This is a genomic window from Streptomyces palmae, from assembly GCF_004684805.1.
GTDB lineage: Bacteria > Actinomycetota > Actinomycetes > Streptomycetales > Streptomycetaceae > Streptomyces > Streptomyces palmae.
Genome location: NZ_SRID01000077.1, coordinates 1 through 21,704, shown reverse-complemented (window position 1 = coordinate 21,704; position 21,704 = coordinate 1). Strand labels below are relative to the sequence as shown.

The following is a 21,704-nucleotide window of genomic DNA, read 5'->3' as shown; positions in this document are numbered from 1 at the left end:
CTGCCGCCCCGCGCCTCCCGGTACGCACCGTGCCGCCGCGGGTCGTGGTCCCGGTACCGCGCCGCGCCCCGCAGCCCGTGGTGCCGAAGGAGCCGCGGATGCCCGCCTTCCCCTCGGGCGGCAACATCTGCGACATGGCCAAGTCGGGCATGAGCGAGTCGGAGATGCGGGTCTGCCGGAAGCTGTACAGCCCCTGAGCCCGCCCGCCGTACGCGCCGCGGGACCGGCCCGCGGAGGCGGTGGCCCGCGTTCCGGCCCACGCCGGGCCCGGCGCGGCGGCCAGGTCGCGGTGGACCCGGGCTGGGCCTCACCGGCCGGGTGCTGCCCGGTCAGTCCCCGTCGGCGGGCGGGGCCAGGTCCGGCCCGCCGCCCAGCACATCGGCCAGGTCGTAACTCACCGGCTCCACCAGCTGGTCGTAGCCGCACGAGAGCGGGTCCCGGTCGGGGCGCCAGCGCCGGAACTGGGTGGTGTGCCGGAAACGGTCCCCCTGCATGTGGTCGTAGCCCACCTCGCAGACCCGCTCGGGGCGCAGCGGCACCCAGGCCAGGTCCTTCCGGCCGGACCAGCGGCTGGGGGCGCCCGGCAGCCGGGCGGTGCCGTGAGCGGCCTCGTCGGTCCAGTCGGCCCACGGGTGCTCCGCGACCGAGGCCATCCGCAGCGGCTCCAACTCGCCGATCAACTCCTGGCGCCGGCGCATCGGGAAGGCCGCGCAGACCCCGACGTGCTGGAGCCGGCCGGCCGCGTCGTACAGCCCCAGCAGCAGCGAACCCAGCACCGGGCCGCTGGTGTGGTAGCGGTAGCCGGCCACCACGCAGTCCGCGGTGCGCGCGTGCTTGATCTTGTACATCGCCCGGGCGTCCGGCCGGTACCGCAGGTTCAGCGGCTTGGCGACGATCCCGTCCAGACCGGCCCCCTCGAAGCGGTCGAACCACTCCCGAGCCACCTGGACGTCGGTGGTGGCGGGCGCCAGATGCACCGGCGGGGAGCTGTCCCGCAGCGCCTCGCACAGCGCCGCTCGCCGCTCGGACAACGGGGCGTCCAGCAGCGAAACCTCACCCAGCGCCAGCAGGTCGAAGGCGACGAAGTCGGCCGGGGTGCGCTCGGAGAGCATCCGCACCCGCGAGTCGGCCGGATGGATCCGCTCGCTGAGCAGGTCGAAGTCGAGGCGGCCCTGACGCACCACCACGATCTCGCCGTCCACCACACACCGCTCCGGCAGCCGGGTGAGCACCGCGGCGACCAGCTCCGGGAAGTAGCGGGTGAGCGGCTTGCCGGTCCTGCTGCCGATGACCACCTCCTCGCCGTCCCGGTGCACGATGGCCCGGAAGCCGTCCCACTTGGCCTCGTAGTGCATGCCCTCCGGGATGGTGGCGACCGAGCGCGCCAGCATCGGCTTCACCGGGGGCATCACCGGAAGATCCATGCCCCGATTGTGCAGCGCCCCAGGGCGGTACGCCCGATATGCGAGCCCTACGGCAGGCGCCTACCGTAAGCGGCATGGGCGAAGCGGTGGAGTTGCGGGCCGGGGAGCACACCGTACGGCTGTCCAACCCGAACAAGGTGTACTTCCCCGAGCGCGGCTTCACCAAGGCGGACATCGCCCGCTACTTCCTCGCCGTCGCCCCCGGCATCACCCGGGCCCTGTACGACAGACCCACCACCCTGCAGCGCTTCCCGGACGGCATCGAGGGCGAGTCCTTCTTCCAGAAGCGCGCCCCCAGGAACCACCCGGACTGGCTGCGCACGGCCACCATCTCCTTCCCCAGCGGCCGCCACGCCGACGAGATCTGCCCCACCGGGGTGGACGCGGTGATCTGGGCGGTCAACCTGGGATGCCTCACCTTCCACCCCTGGCCGGTCCGCAGCGACCGGCTGGACCACCCCGACGAACTGCGCATCGACCTCGACCCGCAACCGGGCACCGGCTTCGCCGACGCCGTCCCCGTCGCCCATGAGCTGCGCGCCTTCCTGGACGAACTGGGCATGCGGGGCTGGCCCAAGACCTCCGGCGGCCGAGGACTCCATGTGTTCGTACCGATCGAGCCCCGCTGGACCTTCACCGAGGTCCGCCGCGCCGCGATCACCATCGGCCGGGAGCTGGAGCGGCGGATGCCGGGGAAGGTGACCACGGCCTGGTGGAAGGAGGAGCGCGGCGAGCGGATCTTCGTCGACTACAACCAGACCGCCCGCGACCGCACGGTGGCCTCGGCGTACTCGGTGCGCCCCCTGCCCAACGCCCCGGTCTCCGCCCCGCTGCGCTGGGAGGAGGTGAGCCAGGTGTCGCCGGCCGACTTCGACCTGGCCACCATGCCGGAGCGGTTCGCCGAGCACGGCGACGTCCACGCCGACATGGCCGAGGCCCGCTACTCACTGGAGGGACTGCTGGAGCGGGCCGAGCGCGACGAGCGGGACCACGGGCTGGGCGACCTGCCGTACCCACCGGACCACCCCAAGGCCCCCGGTGAGCCCAAACGGGTGCAGCCCAGCCGGGCCCGGCGCGAGGACTGAGGGTACCGAAGCGGCCGCGGTGTCGCAGCTCGTCCGAGTGGTGCCGCCATACCGGGGGAACTGCCCCGATCAGCGGTTCGCCGCCTCCTTGACGAACTCGGCCGCGTAGTCGGCGATCGCCCCCGCCACCGCCTCCTGATGGTCGTTGAGGTAGAAGTGCCCGCCGGAGTAGCTGCGGAAATGGAAGCCACCGGTGGTGTGCTCACGCCAGGCCCGGGCCTCCGCCACGGACACCCGCGGATCCGACTCCCCGGTGAGCACGCCGATCGGGCAACGCAGCGGCGGCTCGGTGGCCGGCTCGTGGGTCTCGATCGCCTTGTAGTCGGCTCGCAGCGCCGGAAGGACCATCCGGACCAGCTCCTCGTCCTCCAGCAGGCTGGACGCGGTGCCGCTCAGCGCGCGGATCTCGCCGATGAACCGCTGGTCGTCGAGGAGGTGCGCGGCTTCCTCGCGGTACACCGAGGGCGCGCGGCGGCCCGAGGCGATCAGGCCCAGCGGGGCGCCGTCCCCGGCCTGTTCGAACCTGCGGGCCACCTCATAGCCGATGACCGCGCCCATGCTGTGCCCCATCAGCACCAGCGGCCGGTCCGCCCAGCCCCGCAGCGCCTCGAAGACCTGGTCCGCCAGCGTCGGCAGATGGTCGATGGGCGGCTGGTCGCGCCGGTCCTGCCGCCCGGGGTACTGCACGCTCAGCACATCCAGATCCTGGTTGCCGGCGAGCGCCGCCGAGACGGGGAAGAAGAAGGGCGCCGAACCGCCCGCGTGCGGCAGGCACACCACCCGCACCCCGGCGGAGTCGGCCGGATGGAACCGGCGCACCCACTCGTCGTTGTCCCGCTGCGTACCACTCATCCGCCTGCCTCCTCACCGGAGATGTCCGCAGATGACCGCGCACCACGGAGTACCCCCGCCTCGCTCACCGATGGACTCGATCCGAGCCGTACCACCTGGTGTGCCAGCTTAGGTGGCAGATCATCGGGAACGAACCCCTAACCGGTCCGCCGACCCCTGCCGCAGGCCCGGAAGTCCCCTGCCCCCAGGCGACATGAGGCACCTTCCGGGCGGCAGGCGGCAGGCGGCAGGCGGCAGGCGGTAGGCGGCAGGCGGTGGGCGGCGGGCGCTGTGGACGCCGGCGCGCGGCAGGGCGGTGGGTACGGCTGATGGTGGGGCGCGGTACGGCATCCGGCGTGATCGGCGGCCCCGGGCCCGAGTCGGCCCCGATGGCGCCGCGACCGGTCAGCCGGCGTCCGACTCCGGGCCGTACCAGGCGGTGGTGGCGTTGCAGAACTCGCGGATGCCGTGGCCGGACAGCTCGCGCCCGTAGCCGGAGCGCTTCACCCCGCCGAACGGCAGCGCCGGATGGGAGGCGGTCATCCCGTTGAAGTACACCCCGCCGGCCTGCAGATCCTTGAGGAACCGCCGCTGTTCGGCCTGGTCGCGCGTCCAGACATTGGAACTGAGGCCGAACGGCGAGTCGTTGGCGATCGCGATCGCCTCGTCCAGCCCGGCCACCCGGTACAGCGTGGCCACCGGACCGAACGCCTCCTCGCGGTGGATGCGCATGTCCTCGGTCACCTCGGCCAGTACGGTCGGCTCGTAGAACCAGCCCGCCGACCGCCCCTGCGGACGCCGCCCACCGCACAGGGTCCGGGCGCCGGCGCGCACCGCGTCGTCCACCAGCTCCTCCAGGTCGGCGCGCCCGCGCTCGGTGGAGAGCGGGCCGACATCGGTGGACTCGGCCATCGGGTCGCCCACCGTCAGGGCGGCCATGCCCTCGGTGAACCTGGCGGCGAACTCGTCGTAGACATCACCGTGCACGATGAACCGCTTGGCCGCGATGCACGACTGGCCGTTGTTCTGCGTCCGCGCGGTCACCGCGACCGCCGCCGCCCGCGGCAGATCCGCCGAGGGCATCACCAGGAAGGGATCACTGCCGCCCAGCTCCAGTACGGTCTTCTTCACCTCGTCCCCGGCGGTACGGGCCACCGCCCGCCCGGCCGGCTCACTGCCGGTGAGGGTCGCGGCGGCCACCCGGGGATCGCGCAGGACCGCCTCCACCTCCGACGAGCCGATCAGCAGGGTCTGGAAGCAGCCGTGCGGGAAGCCGGCCCGGTCGAACAACTCCTCCAGGTAGAGCGCGGTGCGCGGCACATTGGACGCGTGCTTGAGCAGCCCCACATTGCCCGCCATCAGCGCCGGGGCCGCGAACCTGACCACCTGCCAGAGCGGGAAGTTCCAGGGCATCACCGCCAGCACCACGCCCAGCGGCCGGTAGACCACCCGGGCCGCCGACGCCCCCGAATCCTTCACGTCCGCCTCCGACGGCAGTTCGTCGGCCAGCAGTTCCTCGGCGTTCTCGGCATACCAGCGCATCGCCTTGGCGCACTTGGCCGCCTCGGCACGCGCCGCGGCCAACGGCTTGCCCATCTCGGTGGTGACCGTACGGGCGATGTGGTCCAGGTCGTCGTCGAGCAGCTCGGCGGCCCGGTCGAGCAGCCGGGCCCGCTCGGCGAACCCGGTCTCCCGGTAGTCGCGGAACGCGGCCTCGGCGGCGGCCAGCCGCTGCTCGATCTCCGCGGAGGTCATCGCGTCGAAGGTCTGCAGGGTCTCACCGGTGGCGGGGTTCACCGTGGCGATGGGCATGGGGGTCCCTTCCCTCGTCGTCCCGTTGCTATCGACCTTGCAGCCGCCCCGCCCCCTTCGCAACGCGTAACGCACCCCGGGGAGGAGCGGGCCGGGAGGGGGTGACCCTCCCCGGCCCGCTCCCGGCCGTGCCGCGTTCGCCCCGGGACGGGTGCCGTCAGCCCTCGCGCCGGTCGATGATCCGCCGGATCTTGCCCACCGAGCGCTCCAGGGTCTCCGGGTCGACCACCTCGACCTCCACCGTCAGGCCTATGCCGTCCTTCACGCCCCGGGCGATCGCGGCCGCGGCCGCCGCGCGCTGCTCGGCTCCCGCGTCCGGCCGCGCCTCCGCCCGCACCGTGAGCCGGTCCAGCCGCTCGCGCCGGGTCAGCTCCAGCTGGAAGTGCGGGGCCACCCCGGGGGTGCGCAGCACGACCTCCTCGACCTGGCTGGGGAAGAGGTTCACCCCCCGCAGGATGATCATGTCGTCGCAGCGCCCGGTGACCTTCTCCATGCGGCGCAGCCCCGGGCGGGCGGTGCCCGGCAGCAGCCGGGTGAGATCCCGGGTGCGGTAGCGGATGATCGGCAGCGCCTCCTTGGTGAGGGAGGTGAACACCAGTTCGCCGCTCTCCCCCTCGGGCAGCACCTCATCGGTGATCGGGTCCACCACCTCGGGGTAGAAGTGGTCCTCCCAGATGTGCAGGCCGTCCTTGGTGTCCACACACTCCTGGGCCACGCCGGGGCCCATGACCTCCGACAGGCCGTAGATGTCGACCGCGTGGATGTCGAGCCGCTCCTCGATCTCCCGCCGCATCTCCTCGGTCCACGGCTCCGCACCGAAGATGCCGATCCGCAGGGAGGTGCCGCGCGGATCGATGCCCTGGCGCTCGAACTCGTCCAGCAGGGTGAGCATGTACGAGGGGGTGACCATGATGATCTCGGGCTTGAAGTCCTGGATGATCTGCACCTGGCGGGCGGTCATCCCGCCGGAGGCCGGAATCACCGTGCAGCCCGCCCGCTCCGCACCGTAGTGGGCGCCCAGCCCCCCGGTGAACAGGCCGTAGCCGTAGGAGACGTGCACCTTGTGGCCGGGGCGGCCGCCGGCCGCCCGGATGGACCTGGCCACCACGTCCGCCCACAGGGACAGGTCGTTCTCCGTGTAGCCGACGACCGTGGGGCGTCCGGTGGTGCCGCTGGAGGCGTGGATGCGCCGCACCTCGGACTGGGGGACGGCGAACATGCCGAAGGGGTAGCTGTCCCGCAGGTCCGCCTTGGTGGTGAAGGGGAAGCGGGCGAGGTCGGCCAGCGTGCGGCAGTCCTCCGGGTGCACCCCGGCCGCGTCGAATTTCCGCCGGTAGACCTCCACCCGCTCGTAGGCGTACCGCAGGGTGGCCCGCAGCCGGTCGAGCTGGAGGGCCGCCAGCTCCTCACGGCTCATCCGCTCCACCGGGTCCATCAGCGAGGCGGGAAGCGCGGGGCCCAGCCGCCCGGACCCGGCCTGGGGCGCCATGGCGTCGCTCATCGGGCCGCCTCCTGCTCCCGCCGGCTGCGGCTGCGACCGCGGAACTCGGCGATGACCCGCTCACCGCAGCGCACGGTCACGTCGTAGATGCCGCTGCGTCCGTACCGGGTGCGCTCTTCGGCCGTGGCGGTCAGCACATCGCCCTCCAGCGCCGGGGCGACGAAGGTGATCTCGGCGCCGGCGGCCACGGTGACCGGCCCGTGGCTGTTGCAGGCACAGGCGAAGGCCGTGTCGGCGAGCAGGAAGATATAGCCGCCGTGCGCGGTGCCGTGCCCGTTGACCATGCGCGGGGTGATCGCCATCCGCAGCGTGGCGCGCCCGGGGCCGCCGTCGAGGATCTCGATGCCGAGAGCGCGGGACGCTTCGTCCGCGGCGAACATCGCCTCCGCGGGACCCGGCTCGGCATGGGGCGTGCATGTCATTTCAACCACCCTGTGCACCTACCGAACATTCGGTTTACGTTTCGGGGAGGTTAAACCCGGGTCCGCGTGGTGTGTCAAGGGGCAGGTGAGAGGCTGTGGACGGAGTGGCGCCCGGCGCCGGAGGCACGGGACGGCCTCGGTGGCGGAGGTGCGGCCCGATGCCGGGGCGCCGGACGTATCCGGAACTAGCGGGAATTGAGGAAGGAGACCAGACGCTCCAGACGCGGGATGTCCCGGGTGCCCCGGGCGAAGGTGGAGACCGCCAGCGGGGCGTTGAACAGCTTGCGGGTGACGGCAGTGGGTACCGCGAACTCCCGCAGGCCGTCCGCGCCGTGGATGCGCCCGAAGCCGGACCCGCCCCGCCCGCCGAACGGCAGCGCGGGGACGGCCGGGAAGGACAGCACATCGTTGACGCTGACCATGCCCGCTCGCATGCGCCCGGCCAGCTCCCGGGCCCCGCGCCGCGCGAACACCGCCGAACCCAGGCCGTACGCCGAGTCGTTGGCGCGCGCGACCCCCTCGGCCGCGTCCGCCACCCGGTTGACCACCAGGACCGGGCCGAAGGTCTCCTCCCGAACGGCGGCCGAGTCCTCGGGGACCTCGGCGAGGATCACCGGACCCGTCACATACGGCGGCTGGACCGACTCCGGACCGCCGACCACCGCCCGTCCACCGCGCGCCAGGGCGTCCTCGATGTGCCGCCGGATGATCTCCACCTGGCCGGGCATGGTGATCGGGCCGAAATCGGTACCCGCGGCGATCTCCCTGGCCCGCTCGGTGAGCCGGTCCAGGAAGCGGTCGTAGACGGGGTCCGCCACGTACACCCGCTCGATCCCGGCGCAGGACTGTCCGGCGTTGCTGCAACCGCCCCACAGCGCCGCCTCCACGGCGGCCGGCACATCCGCGTCGGCCGCCACCACCATGGCGTCCTTTCCGCCCAGCTCCAGGAGGACCGGGGTCAAGGACGGGGCGCAGGCCGCCAGCACCCGGGCGCCGGTGCCGGGCGAGCCGGTGAAGGCGACCTTGTCGACCCCCGAGGTGCACAGGGCCGCGCCGGTGCTGCCGTCACCCGTGCACAGCTGCAGGACCGAGCGCGCCGGAACGGCCTCCTCGAAGGTGTCCACCAGCCACTCGCCGATGGCGGGGGTGTACTCGCTGGGCTTGAACACCACCGCGTTGCCGGCCGCCAGCGCATAGGCGATGGAGCCGATGGGAGTGTGCACCGGGTAGTTCCACGGCCCGATGACCCCGATCACCCCGTACGGGCGGTACTCCAGCGTGGACCACTGGTTGAGCATCAGCAGCCCGGAGGGCACCCGGCGCCTGGACAGCACCTTGCGGGCATGCCGTGCCGACCAGCTCACATGGGTCAGGGCCGCGGCCATCTCGACCGCCGCGTCCGCGCGTACCTTGCCGTTCTCGCGCTCCAGCAGGTCGAGGATCTCCGGCAGGCGCTGCGCCATCGTCCGGCGCCAGGCCAGCAGGCGGGCCCGTCGGCCGTCGTGGCCGATCCGATCCCACCAGGCGGCCGCCTCCCGGGCGCGGGCCACCTTCCGCCGTACCGCCTGCTCGTCGTCCACCGGGAAGGTGCCCACCGGGGTGGAGTCCGCCGGATTGAGCGAAACGATGCCCGCTGCGCTGGCTTCGGAGCCGGATGCGGTCATGCCGTGCCTGCCTTTCCAGAAGAGATGAGACGCCGAACCGGCCGGCTGGACGGCGGCCGTTCCGTTCCGCGCCGGCAGGCTGCACCGGCGCGTGGCGAGCGCCGCATGGAGCGCTGCCCGGCCGGTGCGCCGGAGCGCCGGGAACGGATAGGAGGTGCGGATGGGGTGCGAGCCGTCGAGGTGACGGGTCCATCGGTCCTTCCGGGGCAAGAACGCCCTGTTCAGGGGCGGTTCGAACCCTTGGGGGTGCCGTAGGTCCTGCTCACCCTAAAACGAAACGATCCGTTCTGACCAGAGGGTTGGGGCAGGCCGGCCGACACCACCGTGCTCATGGAAGCCCCTCCGGGCGCCGTCTGTGCGCGGCCCTGGCCCGGATGTTGCGATGCGGTCTGAAGTTCCATGCGATTCAGGTCCGTTGGATGACTGCGCGTCCCTCACCCGAAGTGTCCGCGTTCGGTGTGGAAGCCGCCTTCTGTCCGCTCCTGGCCGGCTGGTGGGTTCCCGTGGCGGCGGACCATAATGGGAACGGATCGGCTCGTTCTGGTGTGGGCTGACGGGACGCCCCATCGAGAGACGAGAGTTGACGGGAGACCCATGGGGAGCAAGCGAACCCTGCACAGCGTCGTGGGCAGCACCGGTCCGCAGCGTCGGGACCTCGAGGCGAGACGGCGCATCTTCGCTTCCACCCTCGCACTGCTGGAAGAGCGCGGGTACGCCGGTATGACCATCGAACAGGTGGCGACCGAGGCCAGGGTGGGCAAGGCCACGCTCTATCGGTCCTGGCCCAACAAGGCGGCCCTGGTGCTGGACGCGGTCCGCAGCCGGCTCAAGGAGGTGCCCACCGAGGAGACCGGGAACTCCCGTGAGGAACTGCTCGCGGTCACCCAGGAGGCGATGGCGAGCTTCTTCGGCGCCCCACAGGTGCAGGCCGTGTTGCCCGCGCTGGTCGCCGACACCGCACGGAACCCGGAGCTGCGCCGACGTCTGCGCGAGGAGGTGATCGAGCCGCGCAAGGCTCGGTCGCGCACCGTGCTGGAACGCGCCATCGGCCGCGGCGACCTTCCCGCCGACACCGACCCCGACCTGGTGCTGGAGATGTGGGCCGGCGCGATGCTGTTCCGCAGCCTGTTCTATGACGGGAAGTACGACGCCGAGGCGCTGGAGCGCCTGGTGGACGCCGCCATCGCCTCCCCGCCTCGGTCGCCACGCGATCCCGCTCCGCTCGAGGAGCCGGCGCCCCAGACCTGAGGTCGCGTCCTGCCGATGTCCGAGGCTGAGGTCTGCTCCGGCGATCCGTCTCGACTGCCTGGCGTTTGGGACGTGCGAGGCTGCCTTCGGCTACCAGCCGACGGGGCGGTGCGGGACCCGTCCGGCGAGCAGGCCGCGGGCCAGGGCGGTCTGGGCCGATGCCAGAAGGCGCAGCATGGGTATGGCCGTCGACAGCAGCACCACGCCGATGGCGGTGTGGAACGCGATGTCGGCCGATCGTGAGGAGATGCCGAACATCAGGTCCAGCAGGCCCTTGGTGTCGTCGTCGCGGGGTATCGACCATGACCACAGCCCGTACAGCAGCTCACCCAGGCCTCCCACGGTCCAGGTCAGTGCGAGGGCGAAGCCCACCACGCGCAGGGGGAAGGAGACCAGCATGTGCGTCAGGTCCCTCCAGCACTGCGGATCCCGCAAGGCCGCCAGCCGCACGGGGCGCTCCGGGCCGCCCCGGCGGCGGTAGCGGGGTATCGGCACCGCGCGGCCGGTGACCGCCTCCACTCGCCTGCGCTCCAGCCTGGCGAAACCACGGGCCGCCGCCAGGGCGCCGACCAGGATCGGCAGGCCGAGGAGGACCGCCAGGCTCGCCGCCCCGGCCGCCACACCGCCGACCGCGACCACGAACGCGGCCACCCCCAGCGGCAGGCCCGACAGCACATACCCCAGCTCGCGCCAGAACCTCCCGGGCCGGCCGGTCGCCGGTTCGGATGCGTGGGCGACCGCGGTCGGCGATGTCAACTCCGTCATGCTTCTACGATCGCCGTGTCGACGGGCCGTTCCCACCCGGCCAACCCCCCTCCTCGGGGTGGGGTTACCCCTACCCCCGCCGGAGTGATGTCCAGGATGGCGGACTTACGCGTCCTGCGGGTACCAGCGCAGCTCCACCGTGTTGCCGTCCGGATCCCGCACATACAGGGAGATCGCGGAGCCGCGGGCGCCGAACCGCTGACCGGGGCCGTCCACCACGGTGAAGTCTCCGGAGTCGATGACCTCCTGCCAGTCCAGCGGTTCGACCACCAGGCAGATGTGGTCGACGTTGGATCCCCGCGGCCGCTCCTCGGGGGACCCCACCAGGTCGATGATGGTGGTGGGGCTGACCCGCACGGACGGGAAGGAGACCTGGCCCGCGCGCCATTCCTCGACCCGAACCGGCTCCAGCCCCAACGGGCCGGTGTAGAAGGCGAGCGAGCGCTCGATGTCGGTGACGTTGAGGACGAGGTGGTCGAAGGCGATCACGCGCATGGGAGTCTCCATGGATCGGCGGCGCGGGAGCGCCGGCGTGGGGGAGGGCGGCGGGCTCGGGAGCCCGCGGGTCTGCGGCGGAGGCCTGCCGGTGATGCCCGCGGCCTGCCGCCTGCTTCAGCATCCGCCACCCGGCATTGATCGGTCCAACACATGTTTGTCATCTGATCCATCGTGAATCACGATGGGTGGATGGACCTCCAGCAGATGCGCTACGTCCTCGCGGTGGCGGAGACCGCGAGCTTCACCCGCGCCGCCGAGCACTGCCATGTCGTCCAGTCCGCGCTCAGCCACCAAGTGGCCAGGCTGGAGAAGGAGCTGGGCGCGCGGCTGTTCGAGCGGACCAGCCGCCGGGTGCGGCTGACCACCGCCGGCGAGGCGTTCCTGCCCGCCGCCCGCCAGGCGCTGGAGGCGGCCGAGCGGGCCCGGGCCGAGGTGGCGGCGGCCACCGGTGAGGTGCGGGGCCGCCTGGCCCTCGGGACGATTCCCACCGTGGCGGCCGTGGACCTGCCGGCGGTGCTGGGGGAGTACCGCGCGCGCCACCCCCAGGTGCGGATCACCCTGCGGGGCGGTGCCAGCGAACGGCTGGCGGAGCAGGTGCGTGAGGGCCTGCTGGACGCGGCGTTCCTCGGTGTGCAGCCCGGGTTCCGGACGCGGGGGGTGTGCGATCGGGAACTCGCGCACGGGAGGCATGTCGCGGTGGTCGCCGCGGGGCATCCGCTGGCCGAGAAGGGTGAGGTGGACCTGCGGTGCCTGGCCGGGGAGGTGTTCGTGGACTTCGCCGAGGGGACTGCCGCCCGTGCCCAGTCGGAGGAGGTGTTCGCGGCGGCCGGACTGCGGCGGGAGGTCGCGTTCGAGGTGTCCGGTGTCGAACTGATGGCCAGGCTGGTCCGGCACGGACTGGGCATCGCCCTGCTTCCCGCGGCCTTCGCGGTGGGACTCGCCGGTCTGCGGTGCGTCCCGGTCAAGGATGGCCCCGTGCGGGTGGAGCGCCTCGTTTGGAGCCGGTCCGGCCTCTCGCCGGCGGCCTCCGCGTTCCTGGAGCTGCTGGGTGTGGAGGGACCGCCTCCCGCGGGGTGACCGGGTGGCGGCGGTGCGTGCGGCGGGTCCGCGGCACCGGCGGCCGCGTCCTCGCCCGAACCGCTCTGACTCAGGTCACCGATCGGCTCCGGAAGTCCTTCCGGGTTGACGTGGGTCAGATCGCGTGCGGGCAGGAAGCTGTCGTCGTGCTTGGCGGATCTGGTAAGGCAGGGGCGTGGCAGTGTCAGGTGATGGCCGAGTCGCTGTGATCGATGGGCTCGCTCAGTAGTTCGCTCGCCGTCCGATAGACCTTCGCCAGGGCGTTCACGAGGGATGCGCGTTCGGTCTCGGTGAGATCCGCGGTGACCTTCTCCTCGATCAACCGCCGTTCCGCCTCGATCGGTTTCTGCAGCGCACGCCCCGTGTCGGTGAGCCAGAGCCGGACGAGACGGTTGTCCCGGTCGTCGCGGCGACGGGTGAGCAGCCCGGTCGCGGTCATGCGGTCGGCCATCTTGACGACGGTGGGCGTCGTGACGTTCAGCGCGGTGGCGACCTCGCCCGGCGTGCTGCCGTCCCGCTCCCACAGCATGGCGAGCAGGTGGTCCTGTCCGATGTGCAGCCCATGGCGTCGCATGGCCGCGTCGGCCAGGGCTCGGAGCACCTTCGACGTTCTGCCGTGCAGGTCCAGGAACTCTGACATCGCGGCCTTTCGGTGATATGGGGACCGGATGTCCTGGCCCGCGCAAGTCGATTGACGGCTAATCATTAACCGGCTAACGTCCTGTCGAACTCGCTAGACGGCAAACGACTTTGGAGGGGCATGATGATACTGGTCACCGGAGCCACCGGGAACATCGGTCGTGAACTCACCCGTGAACTCGACGCGAAGGGTGCCAAGTTACGTCTCCTTGTCCGCGACCCCGCCCGCGCCGCACGACTGCCCGAGCGCGCCGAGCGCGTCGTCGGCGACCTGGGGAACCCCGCGACGCTGGCTCCCGCCTTCGCCGGCGTCGAGAAAGTCTTCCTGCTGACACAGGGCATCGGCACCGACTACACCGTCGCCGCCATCGCCGCCGCCGAGGCCGCCGGGGTGCGCCACATCGTGCACCTGTCCTCCCTCCACGTCACCTTCGACCCGATACCTGCCATGGGGCGCTGGCACCACGAACGCGAGAGGATCATCCGCGCCTCCGGCATACCGGCCACGTTCCTGCGTCCCGGCGGCTTCATGACCAACGCCCTCGACTGGCTGCCCACCATCCGTGAGGGAAGCTACGTCCTCGACCCGGTCGGCCCCGGCCGCTACGCGCCGATCGACCCCGCGGACATCGCCGCGGTCGCCGCGCTCACCCTGACCGAGGCCGGCCACCAGGGCATGGAGTACGCCCTCACCGGCGACGAGATGTTCACCGTCGCCGAGCAGGTCCGGATCATCTCCGAGACGATCGGCCGCGACATCGAGGTCCGGGAAACGGCCACACCGGGCGAGGTCGTACGGTTCCGCTTCCCCAACGGGGCACCCCAGGCACTCGCCGACGCGATCACGGAGGGCTTCACTCTCATGCGCGCCGATACCGTCGGGTTCCGCACGGACACGGTGGAGCGGCTGCTCGGACGCAGGCCCCGGACCTTCGCCGACTGGTGCGCGCGCAACGCCGAAGCCTTCCGGCGGCCTGAGGCCGCCTGAGCCGGCAGACGACCGCGCCCTCGTCCGCTTCTGCTGACCGGTCCGCCCGCCATGCCGGCCCGCGCCGCCCGCTGCCGCAGCCGCCCCACCCTTGCTCCTGGTCAGGCCGCCCCCTATGAGGACGCCGCTTCGCCATGCGATGCCAGGGACGACGGGACGGCCCTTAGGCCACGCCCGCCGGACGGAACTGCACGCTGATCCGCGGCCCCACCGCCCTGGCGGTCTTGGGGACCGCGTGGTCCCAGGTGCGCTGGGTGGATCCGCCCATGACCACCAGGTCGCCATGGCCCAGGGCCTGCCGCACGGTGGGGCCGCCGCCGTGCCGGGGGCGCAGGGCCAGCTGGCGGGGCTCGCCGAGGGACAGGATGGCGACCATGGTGTCCTCGGTGCTGCCGCGGCCGATCCGGTCGCCGTGCCAGGCCACGCTGTCCCGCCCGTCCCGGTACAGGCACAGCCCCGCGGTGCGGAACGGTTCCCCCAGCTCGGCGGCGTAGTGGGCGCTCAGCAGGGAGCGCGCCCGGGTGAGCACGGGGTGGGGGAGCGGGTCGTCGGCCCGGTAGTGGGCCAGCAGGCGGGGCACGTCCACCACCCGGTCGTACATCCTGCGCTGCTCGGCGTGCCAGGGGACCCGATCGGTGAGGTACGCGAACAGTTCGTCGGCGCCGGTGAGCCAGCCGGGCAGGAGGTCGAGCCAGGCGCCGAGACCGAGTTCGGTGCGGCGCGCTTCGGCGAGCGGACGCAGGGTGATGTCCTGTCCGTCGTCGAAGAGCGATGCCTGCCAGGAGAGGTCCACGGTGCCAGCATAACCCCTCACTCGAACATGTAATCGAAAAACGGGGTGCCGGGGGCCCGCGCCGTCGGCGACCCCCGCACCCCGGCCGCGACGGACGGAAACCTCAGCCCTCGGACTCCAGGAGATCCCTGAGCCGGGCCAGGTCGTCGGCGACCGCGCCGGCGTCGCGTTCGAACTCCGCGTCGGTCATCTCCGGCTGCCGGCGCAGGGTGAACACCACCTCGCTCCCCGTTCCGTCGGCGATCACGCGCAGCGGGTTGTAGATGGTCACCCCGGACGGCAGGGTGACGTCGTGGTCGAGCACGCCGAACTCGTTGGGAGGCGCGAAGGAGACCACGACCCGCCCCAGGGCGGAGGCCGTGGCGACCCACTGATCGCCGACCTTCTCGACGGCGCCCGCCAGGCCCCGGGCCCAAGCGGGCAGGTTCGTCGGATCCGAGGTGTAGGCGTATACCTCCTGGACGGGGCGGTCGATATGGACGCCGATGTGGCGCGAAGTGTCATGAGTGCTGTTCATGAGCGCGACAGTAGTGGGCGAGTGCCGCAGGCTCTTGAACGAATCGGACGGGGCCGGGACGAAGGGCCCGCGGGAGCCGGCACCCGTCCGCGGCGTACCCGCGGGGGCCGCGTGCGGTGCGGCCCGGACGCCTACCCGGCCTGCACGGAGAGGTCGGAGAACAGGTCCACTCCGGTGAGTTCGGCCGACAGGCCCCAGAGCCGGGCCGCCTGGACCGGGTCGACCGCCCACGGCTTGACGCCGCCGACGAGCATGTCGTCGGTGGTGGCCGGCTCGGCGATGTCGCAGTCCTGGCAGTAGGCGCCGCCCCGGCCGTCGAGCAGCGGCGAGGTCGCCGCCCACACGGCCGTCGCCGCACCCTGGGCCGGGGTCTTGAAACCGGCCGCCGGCCTGCCGTCCGCGTCGACCCAGCCGAGCGCGATCTGCTCGGCGCGAGGGACGTGCCGCTGCAGCGGGGTGAGGATGCTGCCCGGGTGGACCGCGAAGGCGCGTACTCCGACGGGCGCGCCGAGGGCGTCCAGGTGGGTGGCGAAGAGGGCGTTGGCGGTCTTGGACTGGGCGTAGGCCAGCCAGCCGTCGTAGCCCGTGCGGAAGTGGATGTCCTCCCAGCGGATGCCGGAGAGGAAGTGCCCTGAGGAGGACACCGCGACCACCCGCGCGCCACCCGGGGCCAGGGCCGGGCGGAGCCGGTTGACCAGGGCGAAGTGGCCCAGGTGGTTGATGGCGAAGTGCGCCTCCCAACCAGGGCCGACCGAGGTCTCAGGGCAGGCCATGATGCCCGCGCCGGCGATGACCAGGTCCAGGGTCCGCCCGGTGTCCATGAAGGCGTCGGTGAACGCCCGTACGCTCTCCAGGTCGGCGAGGTCCACCTGGTGGGCCTCGGCCAGGGGGGTGTCCCGCAGGGCCGCCTCGGCGGTGGCGAGCCGGCGGGCCGGCACCACGACCCGTGCGCCGGCCCCGGCGAGCGCGCGGACGGTCTCCAGCCCCAGGCCGGAGTAACCGCCGGTGACCAGTGCGGTCCGTCCCGACAGATCGATGCCGGCGAGTACCTCCTCGGCCGTGCTCCCGGGGCCGAAACCGCTACCTGTCCTGTACTGCTGCGTCGTCATGGCCAGGACGCTAGAACCTAGAGTGCGGACGAGATCAAGTCGCGGCCCGAAGAGGCGGAGAGCCTCGGCGGCCCGCGCGGCACCCGGGGTGGGCGGTCGGGCCCCGGCCAGAGGACGCCGGCCCGTCCACCGCGCCGCCGGCCCCGGGCGGTGCGATGGGCGGACGGCGAGCAGTCTCCGATCGCGGCCGGCCGGTCTCCCGCCAGGTCCAGCCGGTTGCCGAGGGGCGCGCGGGCAGTCGCGGGTGCGCCGATGCGCGGCGGTACACCGCGGACCCGTGGCGATCACCGGATAGGCTCGGCCCATGCACACCTCGGACGACGAGGCGTTCCTCGTCCAACTCGCCGATCGGCTGGCCGCGTTGCCGCGGGTGCGCGCGGTCGCCCTGGGCGGCTCCCGGGCCACCGGGGACCACCGGCCGGACAGCGACTGGGACCTGGCCCTCTACTACCGCGGCCCGTTCTCCCCCGACTCGCTGCGCGCGCTCGGCTGGCCCGGCGAGGTCTTCGGCATCGGAGACTGGGGCGGCGGGGTCTTCAACGGCGGAGCCTGGCTGCGGGTGGACGGCCGGCGGGTCGATGTGCACTACCGCGACCTGGACGAGGTGGAACACCAGCTCGCCGAGGCCCGCGCGGGCCGCTTCGGTGTCGAACGGCTGCTGTTCCACCTGGCCGGCATCCCGACCTACCTGGTGGTCGCCGAACTCGCCGTCAACCGGGTGCTGCACGGGGAACTGCCCCGCCCCGCCTACCCCGAGGAGCTGCGCCGCCGGGCCCCGGAGCGCTGGTGGGGCGATGCCCGGAACACCCTCGACTACGCCCGGGCGGCCCACGCGGGCCGGGGCCACCTCACCGACTGCGCGGGTGCCGTCGCCACCGCCGCCTGCCAGGCCGCGCACGCGGTGCTGGCCGCCCGGGGGGAGTGGGTCACCAACGAGAAGACCCTGCTGGACCGGGCCGGGCTGCGGGAGGTGGACCGCATCCTCCACTCCCTGGACCCCCGGCCGGAGAACCTGACCTCCGTCCTCGACCAGGCGGCCGCGCTGCTGGAGCAGGCGGTGGAAGCGGCCCGCGCGGCCTGACTCGGGAGGGGACGCCACGGCCGGACACCATCGGGGGCCGGCGCCCGGGCCGTCACGGCGCGAGGGCCTCGCCGAGGGCCACCCCGGCGAAGGCCGCGCCGATCCCCGCCGCCACGCTGACGAAGACGTTCAGCGCCGCGATCAGCCCGGAACCCTCCTGCGCCAGCCGCAGGGTCTCGTAGGAGAGGGTGGAGTACGTGGTCAGTGCCCCGCACAGCCCGGTGCCCAGGAGCAGCCGGAGGTCCGGGGAGGCCACCGAGGTGATCAGGCCCAGCAGCAGGCAGCCCACCACATTGACGGTGAGGGTGCCCCAGGGGAAGACGCTGTCGTGCCGGGACTGCACCAGGCGGTCGGTGAGATAGCGCAGCGGTGCGCCGACCATGGCCCCGCCCACCACCAGCAGCCACGTCACGGCGCCTGGCCGTACTCGGCGGATCCGGCGCCGAAACGCACCGTCTCCACCGGATCCAGGATCGCCAGACCCTGGCCCATCAGCTCCTCCAGCCGCGGCAGAAAGGCGCGCACCTTCTCCTCGGTGTCCACGATCACCACCGCCACCGGAAGGTCCTCGCTGAGGGAGAGCAGCCGGGCGGTGTGGATGCGCGAGCACGCCCCGAAGCCCTCCACGCCCCGGAAGACCGAGGCGCCGGCGAGCCCGGCGGCGTGTGCCCGGTGCACGATCTCGCTGAACAGCGGTTTGTGGTGCCAGGTGTCGCCCTCGCCGACGAGGACCGTCAGCCGCAGCGCCGCACGGGTCGGCATCACCGCCGCCTCCCTTCCAGTGCGCGGCGGGTCAGCGCCGCCGCGATCGCCACCGCGGCCAGCACCGTGGCCACGGTCAGCAGGAGGTCGGCCAGTGCGCTGCCCGGATGCCCGTCGAGGGCGAGCCGCCGGATGTCCGCCGCGTAGGCGGAGAAGGTGGTGTAGCCGCCCAGGACGCCGGTGCCGAAGAAGGGGCGTACCAGCCGGTGGGCCGCCCAGACCTCGGTGATCACGACCATGAACACGCCCATGACCGCGCACCCGGTCGCGTTGACGGCCAGCGTGGCCCAGGGGAACGCGTCGGGGGGCAGGGGCCACAGCAGCGAGACTCCGTAGCGCAGGGCGGTCCCCAGGCCGCCGCCGACGGACACCGCGGCCACCACCGGCCACTGGCTCGGTCCGCGCCGCACCGCTCGACGGTCCGCCCCGGTGTCCGGGCCGGATCGCGGCGCCGCCCGCGCTTCTCCCATGGGCGTCTCCTCCGCTCCGGCCCCGGCCGGCGGGCCGGTGCGTGCGACCGCGAAGAGGGACTGTCGGCGGGGTCTCCGCGCCGCGGGGGCGGATCCCACCGCCACCGTGCGGCCGTACCGGAGCACCGCAGTCGGCACCCAGCCTACCGGCTCGCGCCCCAGGTCACGCGTTGAGGACGCCGGTGCCCAGCAGGCCCAGCAGGCCCAGGCCGATCACGATCCGGTAGACCACGAAGGCGTTGAACGAGTGCCGGGCCACGAACCTCAGCAGCCAGGCGATGGAGGCGTAGGCCACCGCGAAGGAGACGGCGGTGCCCACCACCAGCGGCAGGGTGTCCACCCCGGCGCCCACCGCGTCCTTGAGCTCGTAGACGCCCGCCCCGGTCAGCGCCGGGATCCCGAGGAAGAAGGAGAGCCGGGTGGCGGCCACCCGGTCCAGGTCCAGCATCAGCGCGGTGGACATGGTCGCGCCGGAGCGGGAGAAGCCGGGGAAGAGCAGCGCGAGGATCTGCGAGCAGCCCACCAGCATGGTGTCCGTGAAGGAGGTGTCGTCCTCGCCGCGCTTGTGGCGGCCCATCCGATCGGCCGCCCACATCACCCCACTGCCCACGATCAGCGAGCCGGCCACCACCCACAGGGAGGCCAGCGGTCCCTCGATCAGCGGCTTGGCGGCCAGGCCCACCGCCACGATGGGCAGGGTCGCGTAGATCACCCACCAGGCGAACTTGTAGTCGTGGTGGTAGCGCTCCTCCCGGTCGGCCAGGCCGCGGGTCCAGGCGGAGGCGATCCGGACGATGTCCTTGAAGAAGTAGACCAGGACCGCGGCGATCGCCCCGACCTGGATCACGGCGGTGAAGGCGACCACGGACCGGTCGTCCACCGGGATGTCCATCAGTCCCTCGGTGATCTTCAGATGCCCGGTGGAGGAGACCGGCAGGAACTCGGTCAGCCCCTCCACGACGCCGAGTACCGCGGCCTGTCCGACGCTGATCGCGCTCATGGTCCATCCTCGCGATGTCGTGAAGCGACGAGTGGCCGCTCCTCATGGACCGGGGCCTCCCGGCGGCCGGTGGGGCGTGCTGCCCCCGCCCCGCTCGGGCCCGGCAGCCGGCGGCTGCCCCGCGCGCGGCGATCGAAGGGACTGTAGAGGACCGCACAGGGGGTGGACAAACCAGGGCAGGAGTGCTTTCAGTGGCTTATCGGGTCGTAGTCCGGCTGCTCCGCGTCCGCGACCAGTTCCGCCGCCTGGGCGAAGTACAGGCGCGCTTCGGCCGGGCGCCCCAGGGCTTCCAACGCCTGGGCGCAGGTCCGCAGCAGCAGCGCCCGGCGGTCCTCCGACTGCTGCTCCGGCGCCAGCTCCAGGGCGCGGTGACCATGGGCCAGCGCCCGTTCGGGCTGCCCCAGGGTGAGGCAGTGGTCCGCGAGGTGGTAGAGGGCCAGCGTCTCGGTGTGCGGATGGCCCAGCACACGGGCCATCGCGGCGGCCTGCTCGCGCCGCTCCCCGGCGGCGTCCAGATCTCCGGTGCGCTCCAGCGCCGCCGCCCAGTTGATCATGGCGATCACCTCGCCGGGCCGGTCCCCGGCCCGGGCGGCCAGGGCCGGGGCGCGGTGCAGGTGCTCCAGGGCCTGCGGATGCCGCCCGTTCTCGGTGAGCACCCAGCCGAGCAGCGTACGCAGCCGCGACTCGGCATCCGCGTCGCCGAGCACCAGGGCCGAGCCCAGGGCGTGCTCCAAGGTGGCCTCCCAGCCCTCGTGCACCTGCCGCACGATCAGCGGCCACATCGCGACCGCGATCCGCCAGGCGTACGCGTGGTGACCGGTCTCCGCGGCCCGGGCGACGGCCGCGGTGAGGTTGGCGCGCTCGACGGCGAACCAGGCCATGGCCTCGGGCCGGTCGGCCGGCCGCGGCACCGGGCCGACCGGGGCGACACCCTCGGGAAGCGTGCAGCAGGGCTGGCTGCCCGGCTCGGCGGCGGCCGTGGCGGCCAGGGCGGCGCCGGTGTAGTGCACCAGCAGCCGCCGCAGCCCGTCCGGCGCCGCCTGCGCCGCACCCGACCGCGCGTACAGCCGGATCAGATCGTGCATCAGATAGCGGCCCCGGGCCCGCTCCTCCAGCAGGTGCGCCGCCGCCAGCTCCTCCAAGGCGCGATCCGCCTCGGCCGGGGACAGCCCGGTCAGCGCGGCGGCGGCGCCGCGATCCAGCTCCGCCCCCACATGCAGGGCCAGCTGGCGGAAGAGCAGTTCCCCGGCGGCGGGCAGCTGCTGCCGGCCCAGCCGCAGCGTCGCCTCCACCCCCACGTCCTCGGTGGACAGCAGGGCCAGCCGCCGGTGCTCGTCGAGCAGGTCGTCGGCCATCGCCCGCAGGGACAGCCCGGGGCGCGCCACCAGACGGGCCGCGGCCAGCCGCAGCGCCAGCGGCAGCCCGTCGCACAGCGCGGACAGATCCCGCGCGGCCCGCGGCTCGGCGTCCACCCGGGCGTCACCGACCACCATGCGCAGCACCGCCGCCCCGCCGTCCGGGCTGAGCCGCCGCAACAGCAGCAGCCGGGCGCAGTCGGTGGCCACCAACCCCTCCAGCCGGTTGCGGCTGGTGACCACCACCGGGCAGCCGGGGGCACCCGGCAGCAGCGGCCGCACCTGGGCGGAGTCCACGGCGTTGTCCAGCAGGACCAGCACACGCCGGTCGGCGAGCAGCGAGCGGTACATGGCCTCCGCGGCCCGACCCCGGGCCGGCAGGCGCTCCTCGGGAACCCCGAGGGCGGACAGGAAGTCGTGCAGGATCTCGACCGTCCGCGGACCGGGCTCCCCGGGCGTGTGGGGGTGCAGATCGGCATAGAGCACGCCGTCCGGGTAGGCATCGGCGTGCCGGTACGCCCAGTGGACCGCCAGTGAGGTCTTGCCCACTCCGGCGGGCCCGGTGACCACGCACAGCGGTGCGGCCCCGGACCGCGCCGCCTCGGTGAGCAGGGCCGACTCCACCCCGCGGCCCACGAAGCCGGCCGGCGGGCGGGGCAGCAG

23 protein-coding genes are annotated in these 21,704 nt (G+C 73.0%); 6 read left to right on the top strand and 17 right to left on the bottom strand.

What is annotated here, in order from left to right; all coding sequences use genetic code 11:
- A partial coding sequence (locus E4099_RS33590) for a hypothetical protein (RefSeq protein WP_209446588.1) occupies window positions 1–197 on the top strand: 197 nt, incomplete at its 5' end.
- A 132-nt stretch (window positions 198–329) separates the two neighbouring features.
- On the opposite strand, the gene E4099_RS11285 is transcribed toward E4099_RS33590, so the two are convergent.
- Window positions 330–1,424, bottom strand: a complete 1,095-nt coding sequence (locus E4099_RS11285) for an ATP-dependent DNA ligase (RefSeq protein WP_135338860.1) — start codon at window positions 1,422–1,424, stop codon at window positions 330–332.
- A 74-nt stretch (window positions 1,425–1,498) separates the two neighbouring features.
- Here E4099_RS11285 and ligD point away from each other — a divergent pair, with 74 nt between their 5' ends.
- Window positions 1,499–2,509, top strand: a complete 1,011-nt coding sequence (gene ligD / locus E4099_RS11280; RefSeq protein ID WP_135338859.1) for a non-homologous end-joining DNA ligase — start codon at window positions 1,499–1,501, stop codon at window positions 2,507–2,509.
- Between the two features lie 69 nt (window positions 2,510–2,578).
- Here the strand turns inward: ligD and E4099_RS11275 are convergent, their stop codons facing one another.
- From E4099_RS11275 to E4099_RS11255, 5 genes are all read right to left on the bottom strand, one after another.
- Window positions 2,579–3,361, bottom strand: a complete 783-nt coding sequence (locus E4099_RS11275; protein WP_135338858.1) for a thioesterase II family protein — start codon at window positions 3,359–3,361, stop codon at window positions 2,579–2,581.
- 384 nt (window positions 3,362–3,745) lie between these two features.
- Window positions 3,746–5,152, bottom strand: a complete 1,407-nt coding sequence (locus tag E4099_RS11270; protein WP_135338857.1) for an NADP-dependent succinic semialdehyde dehydrogenase — start codon at window positions 5,150–5,152, stop codon at window positions 3,746–3,748.
- A gap of 157 nt (window positions 5,153–5,309) precedes the next feature.
- Complete coding sequence (gene paaK / locus E4099_RS11265; RefSeq protein ID WP_135338856.1) at window positions 5,310–6,653, bottom strand: phenylacetate--CoA ligase PaaK; 1,344 nt, start codon at window positions 6,651–6,653, stop codon at window positions 5,310–5,312.
- Window positions 6,650–7,075, bottom strand: coding sequence for a hydroxyphenylacetyl-CoA thioesterase PaaI (gene paaI / locus E4099_RS11260; RefSeq protein WP_135338855.1), 426 nt, complete (start codon window positions 7,073–7,075; stop codon window positions 6,650–6,652). The genes paaK and paaI overlap by 4 nt, the downstream gene beginning before the upstream one ends.
- Before the next feature lie 185 nt (window positions 7,076–7,260).
- Window positions 7,261–8,739 (bottom strand): aldehyde dehydrogenase family protein, encoded by a 1,479-nt coding sequence (locus tag E4099_RS11255; protein ID WP_135338854.1) that lies wholly within the window; start codon window positions 8,737–8,739, stop codon window positions 7,261–7,263.
- Between the two features lie 594 nt (window positions 8,740–9,333).
- On the opposite strand from E4099_RS11255, the gene E4099_RS11250 reads away from it, so the two are divergent.
- Window positions 9,334–9,987: a TetR/AcrR family transcriptional regulator gene (locus E4099_RS11250; RefSeq protein WP_167828344.1), complete on the top strand. Its 654-nt coding sequence runs from the start codon at window positions 9,334–9,336 to the stop codon at window positions 9,985–9,987.
- A 90-nt stretch (window positions 9,988–10,077) separates the two neighbouring features.
- On the opposite strand, the gene E4099_RS11245 is transcribed toward E4099_RS11250, so the two are convergent.
- Entirely contained in the window at window positions 10,078–10,752 is a 675-nt protein-coding gene (locus E4099_RS11245; RefSeq protein ID WP_245244770.1) for a sensor domain-containing protein, read from the bottom strand.
- A 105-nt stretch (window positions 10,753–10,857) separates the two neighbouring features.
- Window positions 10,858–11,247 (bottom strand): VOC family protein, encoded by a 390-nt coding sequence (locus E4099_RS11240; RefSeq protein ID WP_135338852.1) that lies wholly within the window; start codon window positions 11,245–11,247, stop codon window positions 10,858–10,860.
- 192 nt (window positions 11,248–11,439) lie between these two features.
- Here E4099_RS11240 and E4099_RS11235 point away from each other — a divergent pair, with 192 nt between their 5' ends.
- Window positions 11,440–12,327 carry a LysR family transcriptional regulator gene (locus tag E4099_RS11235; protein WP_135338851.1) on the top strand — a complete coding sequence of 296 codons (888 nt, stop codon included), beginning with the start codon at window positions 11,440–11,442 and terminating at the stop codon, window positions 12,325–12,327.
- A 184-nt stretch (window positions 12,328–12,511) separates the two neighbouring features.
- Here the strand turns inward: E4099_RS11235 and E4099_RS11230 are convergent, their stop codons facing one another.
- A complete protein-coding gene (locus E4099_RS11230) occupies window positions 12,512–12,967 on the bottom strand; it encodes a MarR family winged helix-turn-helix transcriptional regulator (protein ID WP_135338850.1) in 456 nt (151 codons plus the stop codon).
- Between the two features lie 120 nt (window positions 12,968–13,087).
- On the opposite strand from E4099_RS11230, the gene E4099_RS11225 reads away from it, so the two are divergent.
- Window positions 13,088–13,954 (top strand): NAD(P)H-binding protein, encoded by an 867-nt coding sequence (locus E4099_RS11225; RefSeq protein WP_245244768.1) that lies wholly within the window; start codon window positions 13,088–13,090, stop codon window positions 13,952–13,954.
- Between the two features lie 163 nt (window positions 13,955–14,117).
- Here the strand turns inward: E4099_RS11225 and E4099_RS11220 are convergent, their stop codons facing one another.
- From E4099_RS11220 to E4099_RS11210, 3 genes are all read right to left on the bottom strand, one after another.
- Complete coding sequence (locus E4099_RS11220; protein WP_245244766.1) at window positions 14,118–14,768, bottom strand: alpha-ketoglutarate-dependent dioxygenase AlkB; 651 nt, start codon at window positions 14,766–14,768, stop codon at window positions 14,118–14,120.
- 82 nt (window positions 14,769–14,850) lie between these two features.
- A complete protein-coding gene (locus E4099_RS11215) occupies window positions 14,851–15,264 on the bottom strand; it encodes an SRPBCC family protein (protein WP_135338849.1) in 414 nt (137 codons plus the stop codon).
- 131 nt (window positions 15,265–15,395) lie between these two features.
- The gene (locus E4099_RS11210) at window positions 15,396–16,373 is read right to left on the bottom strand and encodes an SDR family NAD(P)-dependent oxidoreductase (protein ID WP_135338848.1); all 978 of its coding nucleotides are present in this window, start codon (window positions 16,371–16,373) and stop codon (window positions 15,396–15,398) included.
- A 304-nt stretch (window positions 16,374–16,677) separates the two neighbouring features.
- Between E4099_RS11210 and E4099_RS11205 the strand changes: the two genes are divergently transcribed.
- On the top strand, window positions 16,678–17,454 hold the full coding sequence (locus tag E4099_RS11205) for a nucleotidyltransferase domain-containing protein (protein ID WP_135338847.1): 777 nt from the start codon (window positions 16,678–16,680) through the stop codon (window positions 17,452–17,454).
- A 52-nt stretch (window positions 17,455–17,506) separates the two neighbouring features.
- On the opposite strand, the gene crcB is transcribed toward E4099_RS11205, so the two are convergent.
- From crcB to E4099_RS11180, 5 genes are all read right to left on the bottom strand, one after another.
- Entirely contained in the window at window positions 17,507–17,866 is a 360-nt protein-coding gene (gene crcB, locus E4099_RS11200) for a fluoride efflux transporter CrcB (protein ID WP_135338846.1), read from the bottom strand.
- Complete coding sequence (locus E4099_RS11195) at window positions 17,863–18,216, bottom strand: DUF190 domain-containing protein (RefSeq protein WP_135338845.1); 354 nt, start codon at window positions 18,214–18,216, stop codon at window positions 17,863–17,865. Before E4099_RS11195 ends, crcB begins: the two co-directional genes overlap by 4 nt.
- Window positions 18,216–18,686: a fluoride efflux transporter FluC gene (locus tag E4099_RS11190; RefSeq protein ID WP_135338844.1), complete on the bottom strand. Its 471-nt coding sequence runs from the start codon at window positions 18,684–18,686 to the stop codon at window positions 18,216–18,218. The genes E4099_RS11195 and E4099_RS11190 overlap by 1 nt, the downstream gene beginning before the upstream one ends.
- A 163-nt stretch (window positions 18,687–18,849) precedes the next feature.
- Window positions 18,850–19,686: an undecaprenyl-diphosphate phosphatase gene (locus E4099_RS11185; protein WP_135338843.1), complete on the bottom strand. Its 837-nt coding sequence runs from the start codon at window positions 19,684–19,686 to the stop codon at window positions 18,850–18,852.
- 188 nt (window positions 19,687–19,874) lie between these two features.
- Window positions 19,875–21,704: tetratricopeptide repeat protein (locus tag E4099_RS11180; RefSeq protein WP_135338842.1), on the bottom strand; the 1,830-nt coding region annotated here is incomplete at its 5' end.